The organism is Acinetobacter sp. YH12086 (assembly GCF_013419345.1).
Classification (GTDB): Bacteria; Pseudomonadota; Gammaproteobacteria; order Pseudomonadales; family Moraxellaceae; genus Acinetobacter; species Acinetobacter amyesii.
Map to the genome: position 1 here is coordinate 75,586 of NZ_VPAF01000002.1, position 12,593 is coordinate 88,178.

Below are 12,593 nucleotides of genomic sequence, written 5' to 3' on the forward strand. Positions count from 1 at the left end.
CCCTATATTTTAGGGTGTTTTTTATTCATTTTGAATTGGGGAATTCATGCCTGAAAGATTGGAATTAACAAAGAATGTACAGTTTTATAAGACGAATAATTGCTTAGATGAAAATATTCTTTCTGATGTCCTGAATGAAGCTACTTTAAATAAAGAGCAAGATTCAGATTTTATACTTGAGGTTTTTCAAGATATAAAAGTTACAACGGGAAATGTTGAATATAAGCTAACAGCCAAGGTTTTTCCAACAACCAAACCAGTCTATTTTCTTAATGATGATAATATTGAAGATAGAATCTTTGCTTTTATTATTTTAGTTGAAATAGATGATTATTTAGTTGTGTTAAGTAAAAGTTGCGCAAACTTCTCACAAATTTTAAAAGATAAGTTTGAATTAATTCAAACACAAGATTTAAGTAAATTGTTTGGAAGCAATGTTGAATTCCAGAAAATGTCTCTCAGAAATATGACTATATCTGATAAAGCTGTACGTAGGTGTTCATATGAAGCATCAAATCTTAGAGGAACATTATCAACACATGCAGCAGGGCGCTCTATTCCATCGCATATAAAAGTAAGAGATGGAAGTAGTATAAAGTCTATTTCAGGTACAGGACGTGTAGTTGAATCATCAGCTAGACAATCTATTGACGATATTGTTAATTGGGCTAATCTTCAAATTCAACTGCTTAAAACAGCTGATCAAAATGATTTTTTAAGTTTATTTGCTAAAAAAATTCAATTAAAAGAAGTGCTTGTAAGTTCAAAACCATCTGCACTACTAATTGATATATATCAAATTGTTGATAATATTTTAGATGGTACTTTAAAACTTAAGTACGAGTTAATAAAAATAGAGGTGATAGGGAATAAGAAAAAGCGATCAAAAAAATATGTAAACTTATCAGATAGATTTCAGGCTAACCTATTTAGTAACCTTGAAAAAGTTTATGAGATTAACTCTGATTTGCAAGTTATTAATTTTGAAGATAATTCAGAATTAAGAATTAATAAAAATACATTAACTATTTTAAGTAAAAGTTTATTAAAAAATATTAAAATTGAGGAGAATAGTAAATTAGAAAATTTTCTAACCTATATTAATAGGAAAGGACTATTTAGTGTGACGTTTGATAATCCTAAGTATATGTATTTTATGGGTAATTGTTTTGAGGATAGATCTGGTATTTCAGAAGTAGATAGTATTCTTGAAATGCTTCAACCACAGAAAGATATTGAAAAAGTTGTATCAGAAAAGGGAACATTTACAAATACCCATAAAGTTTTTGATGCTGACTCTATGTTTGGTTTTGTAGAAAATATTTGTATTGATGAGGACTATATTTTTTGCGATGACTTAGGTGATGAATGGGCAGACCACATAACTTTAAATTTAACTGACTTAAGTATCAGCTTTATTCACTCTAAACATGGAGATGAATCAACATCAGCAAGTAACTTACATGATGTAGTAGGTCAAGGTATAAAAAATTTAGGAAACATGTTTTTTTCAAAAAATCAAATTGATCATAAAGTTACAACATCTTTGCTTAAACAATACAAGAGCGGAAAAGGTACTCAAACTCAAATAGATAGAATTAGAAAAACTACAACTAATTTTAGTACTGATATTGATTTTTTGTTAAAAAATCATAAGTTATATCGAAAATGTATTTTAAGTTGTAACTTTATATCAAAACAAGCAATACAAATAGAGTTTAATAAATTAAAAAATAAACTGCCTGTTCGAGGACATATTGTTCAATTATTATGGATTTTATCGTCTTTTTCACATGCGACAAAAGAAGCTAATGTGATTCCAATAATTTATTGTGCAGCGTAAATGTTAATCAATTTATATAGTTTATCGTTAGAAAGTTAAAATGGATTACCACGATGTAAGGCGTTTAAATTTACTATGGAAATAATGCTTTGCCTAAATGCCATTATCAATTGTCGAAATGACCAATAGACATTCATCACAAGAAGGTTATACTGAATCTACCATTTCTAAAAACACATGGAGAACAAAAATGGTTACTGCTGGTCAAAAACCCGGAACAGGCTTCTATTTTTGTGTTCAATGCGGACACCGCGTCTACTTAGAAATTGGTACTGATCGTTTACCACCGTGTACCAAATGCCAAGGCAATCAATTTAACAATAAGAATGCCTAAGCTGCAAAACACTAACAGTTATCCGCTGTTTAGAAAGAAAAGCCCTATCACTCGATAGGGCTTTTTGCTAACGTATAACACTGCATATATAAAAACAAATTGCACATTTAACTGTTCGGAGAAGCACATGGAAACAATATTAGGACTGTGTATTGGTATTGGCTTAAGTGCTGCCTGTGGCTTCCGTGTCTTTGTACCTTTATTGGTGATGAGTGTTGCTTCCATTTTAGGACTATTCGAACCGATGAAAGGATTCGAATGGTTGTCTATGCCTGCGGTTTGTATTGGCTTAGCAATTGCGACGGTTTGTGAAATTGCCGCGTACTATATTCCTTGGGTAGATAATGCGCTCGACACCATTTCAACACCTGCAGCCATGATTGCAGGGACGATTGCCACAATGGCAGTAAGCTCAGGTGAAATGTCACAGTTTGCCAGTTGGGCGGCAGCAATTATTGTCGGTGGTGGTACAGCAACAGCAGTGCAAATGAGTACTGTCGCTGCGCGTGGTGTATCTACCGCAACCACAGGTGGCGTTGCAAACCCCATCTTATCTACTGGAGAGTGGATTGGTGCTGCAGTCTTGTCAGTATTGGCCTTTTTAGTTCCATTTTTTGTTGTGATCTTAGTGATTGCAATCGTGATCTGGCTGGTTCGCCGCATTCGTCAGAAACGAACTGTACAGGTCGACACCCCTTTATAAACCAATCAACATTTCACTCTAAAATGAATCCATCTTTTAGAGTGAGTGATCTGCGTGTTTGCTTAATAAATATAGAAATAAAAATCCGAAACCGAGTTTTTCAGCGTTTGATAAAGATTATTAAAATTATAAGAAGTGATACAAAAAAATGAACAATCAGAGGAATTTAAAAGGTTTGGGCGGGTGGCTTATTGTGTTGGGGATAAAAATTGTCCTATCACTACTATTGCTTTCATTTGATATTTATAGCCTATATCAACTTTTTCAAAATGAGGCGTTAAGTCAAATAAGTGATCAAAAATCGGAACTTTATTATCCAACTCTGATGTATTTACTCTATATAGAAAGCATCTTAAATATTGTATTTTTCTTACTTTCAGTTTGTGCTGTCTACTTATTTTTTAGTAAGCATCTTTACTTTCCAACATTCTATATTGCGTTTATGGCAAGTTTTTTATTGGTACAGTTATGTGATAGTGCCATTTTGAGTGTGCTATTCACCGATAAAAATGCATTTGATACAGAGACCATCATGCAGTTAGCGACGAGTACTATGGGTTGTCTGATTTGGACGCCGTATTTGTTGATGTCAGTTCGAGTGAAAAATACCTTTACTCAACATTCCAAGCACTCGGCTTAAGCGAAAAAAATACTATCGAGCAATTTCACTATCTGTCCTAAAAGAGCACATCATTCTGCGTTTAAGTTATCCACGAGACGGCTAAAAAAATCTTTAAATACCGATTGATTTTTGAACAATAAAGGCATAATTTTAGTATGTGATTATAAATCACATAATTTTTATATGGATTTATTAATCTTTGAATTTTATAAAAAATAATGAGGGGAATGGTAGATGATTAAATTTATAGTCGATGAAAATGCCTTAATGAATGGCTCACATTTAATTCACAATGGTACGCAAGGATGTGTAGACATGCCGCAGTTTGAGCAGCAAATATTGATTGGTTATTTTGCCAATTTCGAACTCGCTTATAAGCGTGCACGTATGAGTTGGCCAACAGAAAAAGTGGTCGGTTGCGATAAATGCTGTAGTCAAAGCTAGAAATTCAACATGCATTAACCTTGAAATAAAGCTGTATACCCAAGAAAAATGGCGCAGAAATTGCTAACTAAAACAGGTAATCGCGTTATGAATAGGATATACGGCATGACCACAGAAACCATCCGTTCTACAAAATATCCAGCAGAGGCGCATGCCTATGCAGCATGGCCTTTGATCCTGATCATCATTGGTGGGGCGATTGGACTGGTATATGCAGTGATTGCTTATCTGATCAATCTCAAAATATATACATCAGACCTCAGCCGAATGAATAAAATTTTGGCCAATTTACTCTGTGGTATGGCGGCATGTAGTGGTTGGTGGTTTAGCGCACAGTGGGTACAAAGCTATTTAGTTCATTGACCAACACCACGTTGAAAAGATCAACCCTAATATCTGCAGAACATGGATAGGCTTAGATCTCTACTCAAAGGGCGGAGTTTTGTATGAAGTTAAGGGATGAATGTTCAGCGGCGATATATTTTTAAATTTGACGCTGTGTTTGGACGTTTTGTCTGTTGTAAAAGAAAATTTTCTTATAATTGGGCAAATCTGCAGATAAAAAACGCTGAAATGAGCTGAAAAGATAAAATATCCTGCTAAACCTAAAATGGCTGAAAAAATTTGCTGAATTTGCAGAAAATTAGAAAAACTTAGGAAATTAATCCCGATCCTCTTTGGTTAAAGTATATCTCAAGGGTGTGATAGAGATTGAAAAGAGTAGCATGCTGTCAGTGGTGCAAAACACGTGTACAGTACTCACCCAAAAGGTCTCGATTCAGCTTAGGACGCTATAAACCAGAAGTTTATAGGCTATAAGATCATGACTTACAAAGTGATGATAGTTGAAGTAAACAATATTGTTTTCTCTTATACCACCCCAAAAATTTAAGCCAAAATAAAAAAGAATAATGAATCATTACTCCTTTAATCCGCATAAAACAAACCACACCAGTTTAATCACCATAAGCTTAAAGATCATCAGGCATCTCCCGTAAAAATAGTCCTAAGCCAAGTGTTAAATCTGAACGAATTTCATTTTCATCGCATTGAATAGCTTCTGTGCTTTTTGCTACTTTTTTCAAGCACACCTCAATTTTCAAATCTCGCTGTGGTATGCATTATTGACTCTTAATCCAGTTGGAGAACTCATTTCAATACAAGTTCTCATTGGTTAAAAGTCCTGTCTAGAATTCAAAAGATCCCGATGGTTTGAGTGATAAACTATGGCGAAAATTCTCGGGAAAAGTCATTTATCAGATGGAAAAAATGCTAAAACATGATACAAGAAGAAAATATTTTCAATATATCTTTAAATGTGAAAAATATTTTTAAAATAAGTCAAAAATAGTAATTTTCAGGGAAACAATCCCTCATCGATACCACTACTATATATCTCAAGGGTGTGATAGAGATTGAAAAGAGTAGCATGCTGTCAGTGGTGCAAAACACGTGTACAGTACTCACCCAAAAGGTCTCGATTCAGCTTAGGACGCTATAAACCAGAAGTTTATAGGCTATAAGATCATGACTTACAAAGTGATGATAGTTGAAGTAAACAATACTGTTTTCTCTTACACCCTAAAAAATTTTTAAGAATTAAATCGAATAATAAATCCTTCCATCTTTTTCAAAATTCCAAACTTCGCATTCATTCCCAACAAATTTTGATCACTGCTGATGTAATGAATATCACGCAGAACAACTCAAACTTAATCTAAGCTTCGGATTGTCCTTTTTCACAAAGTTGTTATGCTTAACTATCTAAATTTTAAATAATTTTGATATGGGTTATCTGAATCAATTGATACAGGATTGTCTGCAGGCACAGCAGACTAAAGCTGAGCGTATATTTGAGTTTTCAAGTTTTGATGATCTTGCTCTACACGCACATTATATTTATGTGATAGAGCAGGTTGGTGGCGATATACAGCAGACATATCAGGACTATGCTGCATTTAAGGCATTGAAAACCCATGCCTGTGCCAAGTTAAATCAACCCAATCACATTCTGTATGTTGGATCATCACGGACAGGTATAAAGAATCGTTTAAAACAACATTTAGGTTTTGGGCCTAAACGAACCTATGCCTTGCATTTATCGCAGTGGTTTCAGGGCAAATATCGCATCACACTACATCAGTATCCTTTAACCACGAGTGCAAGCATCTTACAGTTACTGGAGGATGATTTGTCTCATTCATTAGCACCAGCCTTTGGTAAATTGGGGACCAATAATCGTTAGGGTTAGACCTGATCGGTTAAAGTCGATTGACAGCGAATTAGTCAGTTGTTATTTTGCCGACATTCTCCCAGTACACAGTCTGTCCATGCCTTTAGATCCCAACTTTGTCTATGCGCCGCCTCAAGGTCCTCTACGTATTTTGTATGAAGATGCAGACTTGGTTGTCATCGAAAAACCAGCGGAATTGCTGTCGGTTCCGGGACGTTTGCCTGAGCATCATGACAGTGCCTATCTTCGAGTTTTGCAACAGTATCCAGCAGCAAAGATTACCCATCGTTTAGACATGGCAACATCAGGCATTTTGATGTTTGCGAAACACCGCGATGCAGAAGTGGCGGTGAGTAAAATGTTCCAAGCGCGAACGGTTCAGAAGCAATATGTAGCTTTGGTTCAGGGTAAGCTAGAAGGTGAGGGCAGTGTTGAAGTGCCCCTCATTACGGACTGGGAAAATCGCCCACGTCAGATGGTGCATTTTGAATTAGGCAAACATTCAAAAACCTTGTATCAAGCCATTAGCTATGACGCAAGCAAAGACATTAGCCGAGTATTATTAACACCAGTGACAGGGCGTTCACATCAGTTACGTGTACACATGATGCATATTGGGCACCCCATTACAGGGGATCAACTGTATCACCCGAATGCAAAGCAAAGCTCACTCGGACGGATGGCGTTACATGCTTGCGATCTGGCATTTACCCAGCCCTTAACCCAACAAGCTGTTCATATTCATTGCGCAGCAGAATTTTAAAGCATATTCATGTGAATGCTCATTGTTCATAAAATCTGCTATGTTGCATTGAAAATTTTGTGCAGCTTAGCAAGCTAAGAATAATTACAGCCTTAAATAGATTTTTCTGCTTAAAAATGAATAATGATGTACAACATATCCCTAATTCTGGGGATATATAAATAATTTAAATATCTCTATAAAGTGTGTGAAATATTTACAAAGATTAATATTAAGTTTCTTTGTATCTTTTAGTAAATAAATACCATTTCTAAAGTTTTATTATATTTTCTAAAGAATATTGATTGATTATTTTTTAATATGAAAATTTTTTATTAAATTGATTTAAAACAGTATTTTAGTTGAATTGTGTGCAAGTGTGTATTTGGTCAGATAAATACGGTTTTTTGCATTTGTTCTGCTAATATGAAATGAATTATAGATTTTAACTTTTGTAACTTAGGTTTGTTTTGGGGAATAAACTTAAATTATTGAAGCTTATTTTGAGGATTGGCAAATGATCAATATTGCTTTAATCGTCCTTATCATCCTATTAATTGTGGCTCTCCTTTTTGTTTATAACCGCAAATTGAAAAATGATAAAACCCTACGTTCACTGCAGGAAAACTTCGACCGTACGCGGCTAAAACTGGCTGAAACAGAGTCTCAGCAAGATGAATTGAATTATGAAATCAGTCAATTACGTATTCAAAACTGTGGGCTCAAAATCCAAGTCGATAAAGTAGCAAAATATCAACATATTGTAGAGATTGAACAATATGTTGAGTATCGAACTTTACAGGCTGATGGTTTGGTGGAAGTCACCAAAGCCAATGCCGATATCATGTTGAATGATATTCGCGCACAGATCGAACAAGTGCGTCAGTATTTGAGCAAATATCAAGAAAGAGCTAAATCACAAATACAGGAACAAGCCCGTGCCGAGTTAAAGGGTTTGTATAGCCAAGCGCTGGATCAGCAGCATTTGGAAAACATCAACCGTGCTTTGGACAACAAAATACGGGGCTATCAGTCAGCATTCTTTTTACCTTTACAGAGTATTTTAGATCAGCTGATGGATGGCATGAATGAATCTGCGGCAAAGCAAAATTTGACTGCGGTACGTTGCAAAATGATTGATGCAATGGAGCAGCAATCGACTGCAAAATGTAATTATGTTGATGAAGAACGTCGTTTGGCTGCGATGCAATTATTTACATTGGTGTTTAATAGTCGTGCTGATTTGTATTTAGCCCAATTAAATACCAAAAACTTAGGTGAGTTATTGCAGGCTTTGGCGGATGATTTCACCTTGCTCAATGCGCATGGTGTACATTTTAGTCAGGCACGGGTACTCGACAGTTATCTACAATTACGCTTAGAAGAATTGAAAATGGCAGCTTTGGTTTTACATCTTAAAGAAACTCAGGCCCACATGGATGTTGTGGTTTAATTTGAATTGTTATCAGAAAGATCACTTCGGCGGTCTATTTCTGATTAAAGAGATTTAGCTAATGCAAATTGCAACAATTATCCGTTAATCTAAGTCAACAGAATAAAATTCATAAACGATAAGGGAAAGTACAATGACTCGTGATTTTAAACAATTTCCAGATGATGATAATGGCAATGTGCTGTGGCAGATGCAGCAAGATGGTGATGATTTATCTGTGCCGCACGAAATCGAATATTCAATTGCCTTTTCGAACGAAGCGCAGGCTGAACAGTGTGCATTGTATTTATTGAAAGAAGAGCAAAAAATTTCGTTGTTCCAAGATGAAGAATCAGATCGCGTGGAATGGATTATCACGGTCTATGTTTATATGGAGCCTGATTATGAAGATATCGTTGATTTAGAGCAGTGGTTTATTAAAATTGCGGAACAACATTCGGGCGAATATGACGGCTGGGGTTGTATGGCTTATATCTATGAAGATGATGATCTGGATGAAGATGAAGCACAATTGAGCTAAGTCTCACTATTGCATCTTTAGCAACAAGAACCCAGTGATTCAACTGGGTTTTTTATTATTTAAATTTTAGAAAAATTGGATTAAGTTTTGATTTTTTTAGAATTTTCTATCCAATTCGATATGAATGCAGCTCACAAAACATAACACGGAATTGCGTTAAAGTGATGGGATCAATCTGTAGGATTCGCTATAGTATTGAACAGCAATAACCTTTCTCGCACGTCTCAAAGCTGTCTCATTTAGAACGTTTCAGTGTGATAAAAATTGACGATAAAGCGAGGGTGAATGCATGTGGATGATTCAGTGAAAACAATGACAAAAGGACATCATCATGAGCAATACTGTTCGATTACATCGTGTTTTTAGTGCGCCTGTAGAGCGCGTTTATCGTGCCTTTGTGGAGCCAGATGCTTTGGTTAAATGGATGGCACCGCATGGATTTACTGCCCATGTGGAGCATTCGGATGTGCGTGTAGGTGGCTCGTACCGCATGTCGTTTCAAAATTTTTCAACGGGAACCACACACGCTTTTCATGGTGATTATCATGAAGTCGTGCCGAATCATTTACTGCGCTATACAGACCAATTTGATATGCCAGAGTTAGCCGGTGAAATCGAAGTTACTGTTGAGTTTAAAGCGGTCTCAGTAGGAACCGAAGTGACGATTGTACAGGCAGGATTGCCGAGCGTTATTCCACCTGATGCCTGTTATTTGGGTTGGCAGGAGTCTTTACAGTTGCTGGCTTTTTTAGTGAATCCAGCGATCCCCGATGAATAATCTGAAGAATGATCGAAAAACTATAAATAGGCGAAGGAGGGCTTAATGACTGTACACATTAAACGTATTTATGATGAGATAAGCCCAGATGACGGTAAACGCATATTGGTCGATCGCTTGTGGCCGCGAGGTATCAGTAAAGTGAGCGCAGAGCTAGATTTGTGGCCGAAGGCATTGACGCCATCGACAGATTTACGTCGTTGGTATCATCAAGATGAGGCAATGGCTTCTCGTTGGGACGAATTTAAACAGCGCTATTTGCAAGAAATACAACCCAATCAAGCCGAGTTAGAACAACTGCGGGCATGGGAAAAAGAGGAGCCCCTGACCTTACTCACAGCGGCCAAACATATGGATAAAAATCATGCGCATATCTTAAAAGCTTTAATATTAAATACCTCATTAGAGATCTAAAATTTAAACCTTCAAGTGCTGTAGCGTTGTGAAATTTACGACCTTCACAAGGTGATTAAACCATACGAAATTTATGGTTTTTAAGTTTATGAAATACATAAAAATGTTATATTAAGTTTCTGTGGATTTTTACATCCATCTTTTTTTGAGGTCTTGTATGTCTTTACCCAATTGTCCCCAATGTAATTCTGAATATACCTATAATGATGGCGATTTACTGATTTGTCCTGAATGCTCACACGAATGGCGTGAGGGCGAAAGCGCTGCAGATGAACAGTTAGTGATTAAAGATGCCAATGGCAATGTATTGATCGATGGTGACACGGTTACTGTGGTGAAAGACCTTAAAATTAAAGGTTCATCTTCAGTGGTGAAAGTTGGCACCAAAGTTAAAAATATCCGTCTTTTAGCTGATGCAACAGATGGCCATGACATTGACTGTAAAATTGATGGTATCGGAGCAATGAAACTCAAATCTGAATACGTGAAAAAAGTTTAAGTTTCGTTATTGTTCGCTTTAAAGCAACTTTCAATTATCCTAAGCGAAGGCCACACTTGGATTGGGATGTCTACTTAAAGATGAAATAGATAACTAATCCGCTATAGATTTTATTTTTCAGCCTGCATAATAGACGCATTACAGGTTTGAAATGTCTTTACTATGCCGCATATTCATTTGGAATATTCCAATAACCTTGAGCTTGAGGCTCGTCCTTTACTTAAAGCGCTAAACACTGCCTTATTTGAATCGGGTCATGTTAGTGCTATCAATGATATTAAAAGCCGCGCTGTCGCTCAGGAAGAGTTTGTTGTGGGTTTGGATGAACACGCTCAACATGCGTATATGCATGCCAAAGTTTCATTATTGACGGGTAGAACGGTTGAAGTTCAAAAGCAAATTTCATTGTTGTTATTGGACGTGATGAAACAACATGTCACAGCTTCAGCAGTAGAGGTGCAACTTTGTGTAGAAATTTTAGAAATGAATAAAGCGACGTATTCAAAGCAGATCCTCAGTCCTTAAGGCCTTTATTCAATGCGTTGAGTAATGCGCCTCTATTCACAAATACATCATGATGAAAGAATGATGAAATCCGACTTCGGTCGGATTATTTTTTATTGGAATTATTTATTAAAAATCTTTTTTCTAATGATTAAATTACAACCTTTTACCCTGATCAAAAAAGACATTGAAAAATGTGACTGGGTTCATTTATATTCTGTAGATCAGGTTGAATTTCCAATAATAAATTCTGATCGAATAATACTTAAAAAATGAAAATGACGGGGTAACATATGTCGGAATAGTACCAGATCACTCATTCTAATGATCAGCAGTTTCGTTTTCTATTAAAAGCATGGAACGGTGAAATCATTTTAACGAGTGAATTATATAAAGTGTAAGCATCATCACAAAACGGGATTGAGTCTGTACAAAACAACAGTGCAGATGATAGTCGCTTTGAACGACTGAATGTTAATAATGGTAAACCATATTTCAATCTGAAAGCGGCAAACCATCATATTATTGGGATCAGCCAATTTTATGCCAGTGAGCAATCGCGCGATAAACGCATTTAGTCAGTTAAAACCCATGGTGCGAATACCCAAATTAGAGAATTAACAGCTTAAATTTGAAACAACCTGATTAAGACAGCCAAAGCGAGATGAACAAACCAGAAGGCTCGTCAAAATCACAAGATCAAAAGCTATATGGTTCTCAGATAAGCGCTGTTAGGTTGGATGCTATTCAATCTAGATCAGGCTTATTTAACGGTACAAGGAAGTACCACAACTTCACTGGCTAGAGTGGTGAACGATGAATAAGCAGAATCATATTTTGTATTATGGGCTCATTGCGATCTTGATCATCGTCTTGGGTTGGATGATTGCGTCTCCGTATTGGGTGCTGTACCAAATACGTCAAGCCTATGAGCACAATCAACCTGAAAAAATTGCTCAATATATCGATTTTGCGACAGTCAAATCGAGTCTAAAACCACAAGTTAAAGACCTCATTCAACAGAAAACTGGGCTACAGCATTTACCCGAATTCGCTCAGTCGTGGGGTGGGCAGCTCAGCACAGTCCTCAGTGCAACGCTGGTCGACAGTCTGGTCAATCCAAACAGTATCATGCTGCTTTTACAAGGCAAAGCATTAAAAGAGTCGATCCAATTACCAGAAATAACCCAACTAACCGATCCGAGCATGATTAGCTCAGGGATTGAATTATTCACTCATGCTGAAAATAAGGTCGCAGAACAACCTCATACATCAACATCATCCAAAAAGGATGCAACTCCAACTACTGTCGCTTTAAAACAAAGCCAGTCCCTTGAACCCAAAGCAAGCTATAGTGCTTGGAATCGATTTGATCTGTATGTGCCGCTCCAAGGCCTAAGCGAAGCAACATATACCGTATTTAGAATGCAACGCCGCGGTTGGAGCTGGAAGATCGTTGAAATTCAACTTCCAAACGCCTCACAGAATAATGCTTCATAAAAAA

At 36.4% G+C, this 12,593-nt stretch carries 15 protein-coding genes and 1 pseudogene; all 16 read left to right on the plus strand.

Features of this window, described 5'->3' with window-relative positions; translation table 11 throughout:
- Nucleotides 1-46: 46 nt before the first annotated feature.
- The 16 genes and pseudogenes from FTU29_RS03570 to FTU29_RS03645 all read left to right on the plus strand — a co-directional run bounded on the left by FTU29_RS03570 (nucleotide 47) and on the right by FTU29_RS03645 (nucleotide 12,589).
- Nucleotides 47-1,843, plus strand: a complete 1,797-nt coding sequence (locus FTU29_RS03570; protein ID WP_180120481.1) for a hypothetical protein — start codon at nucleotides 47-49, stop codon at nucleotides 1,841-1,843.
- A gap of 118 nt (nucleotides 1,844-1,961) precedes the next feature.
- Nucleotides 1,962-2,177 carry a hypothetical protein gene (locus FTU29_RS03575; protein ID WP_111884814.1) on the plus strand — a complete coding sequence of 72 codons (216 nt, stop codon included), beginning with the start codon at nucleotides 1,962-1,964 and terminating at the stop codon, nucleotides 2,175-2,177.
- A gap of 127 nt (nucleotides 2,178-2,304) precedes the next feature.
- Nucleotides 2,305-2,880 carry a DUF4126 domain-containing protein gene (locus FTU29_RS03580; RefSeq protein WP_111884815.1) on the plus strand — a complete coding sequence of 192 codons (576 nt, stop codon included), beginning with the start codon at nucleotides 2,305-2,307 and terminating at the stop codon, nucleotides 2,878-2,880.
- Between the two features lie 148 nt (nucleotides 2,881-3,028).
- Nucleotides 3,029-3,520, plus strand: a complete 492-nt coding sequence (locus FTU29_RS03585; RefSeq protein WP_078192325.1) for a DUF2569 domain-containing protein — start codon at nucleotides 3,029-3,031, stop codon at nucleotides 3,518-3,520.
- A gap of 216 nt (nucleotides 3,521-3,736) precedes the next feature.
- Nucleotides 3,737-3,946 carry a hypothetical protein gene (locus tag FTU29_RS03590; protein WP_180107296.1) on the plus strand — a complete coding sequence of 70 codons (210 nt, stop codon included), beginning with the start codon at nucleotides 3,737-3,739 and terminating at the stop codon, nucleotides 3,944-3,946.
- 105 nt (nucleotides 3,947-4,051) lie between these two features.
- A complete protein-coding gene (locus tag FTU29_RS03595) occupies nucleotides 4,052-4,309 on the plus strand; it encodes a hypothetical protein (RefSeq protein ID WP_180021364.1) in 258 nt (85 codons plus the stop codon).
- A gap of 1,423 nt (nucleotides 4,310-5,732) precedes the next feature.
- The gene (locus FTU29_RS03600) at nucleotides 5,733-6,191 is read left to right on the plus strand and encodes a GIY-YIG nuclease family protein (protein WP_180034547.1); all 459 of its coding nucleotides are present in this window, start codon (nucleotides 5,733-5,735) and stop codon (nucleotides 6,189-6,191) included.
- Nucleotides 6,192-6,276: 85 nt separating this feature from the next.
- Nucleotides 6,277-6,942, plus strand: coding sequence for a pseudouridine synthase (locus FTU29_RS03605; protein WP_180101843.1), 666 nt, complete (start codon nucleotides 6,277-6,279; stop codon nucleotides 6,940-6,942).
- A gap of 496 nt (nucleotides 6,943-7,438) precedes the next feature.
- A complete protein-coding gene (locus tag FTU29_RS03610; RefSeq protein WP_180101842.1) occupies nucleotides 7,439-8,374 on the plus strand; it encodes a hypothetical protein in 936 nt (311 codons plus the stop codon).
- Between the two features lie 133 nt (nucleotides 8,375-8,507).
- The gene (locus FTU29_RS03615; protein ID WP_111884820.1) at nucleotides 8,508-8,894 is read left to right on the plus strand and encodes a ribonuclease E inhibitor RraB; all 387 of its coding nucleotides are present in this window, start codon (nucleotides 8,508-8,510) and stop codon (nucleotides 8,892-8,894) included.
- A 331-nt stretch (nucleotides 8,895-9,225) separates the two neighbouring features.
- Nucleotides 9,226-9,672, plus strand: a complete 447-nt coding sequence (locus FTU29_RS03620; RefSeq protein WP_078191122.1) for an SRPBCC family protein — start codon at nucleotides 9,226-9,228, stop codon at nucleotides 9,670-9,672.
- A gap of 45 nt (nucleotides 9,673-9,717) precedes the next feature.
- Entirely contained in the window at nucleotides 9,718-10,086 is a 369-nt protein-coding gene (locus tag FTU29_RS03625) for a DUF488 domain-containing protein (RefSeq protein WP_180055549.1), read from the plus strand.
- A 157-nt stretch (nucleotides 10,087-10,243) separates the two neighbouring features.
- Nucleotides 10,244-10,585 carry a zinc ribbon domain-containing protein YjdM gene (locus tag FTU29_RS03630; RefSeq protein ID WP_111884823.1) on the plus strand — a complete coding sequence of 114 codons (342 nt, stop codon included), beginning with the start codon at nucleotides 10,244-10,246 and terminating at the stop codon, nucleotides 10,583-10,585.
- 162 nt (nucleotides 10,586-10,747) lie between these two features.
- On the plus strand, nucleotides 10,748-11,110 hold the full coding sequence (locus FTU29_RS03635) for a 5-carboxymethyl-2-hydroxymuconate Delta-isomerase (RefSeq protein ID WP_180120483.1): 363 nt from the start codon (nucleotides 10,748-10,750) through the stop codon (nucleotides 11,108-11,110).
- 290 nt (nucleotides 11,111-11,400) lie between these two features.
- Nucleotides 11,401-11,667 (plus strand): annotated as a pseudogene (locus tag FTU29_RS03640) (YegP family protein).
- Between the two features lie 238 nt (nucleotides 11,668-11,905).
- Nucleotides 11,906-12,589: a DUF2939 domain-containing protein gene (locus FTU29_RS03645; protein WP_180120485.1), complete on the plus strand. Its 684-nt coding sequence runs from the start codon at nucleotides 11,906-11,908 to the stop codon at nucleotides 12,587-12,589.
- Nucleotides 12,590-12,593: the final 4 nt, after the last annotated feature.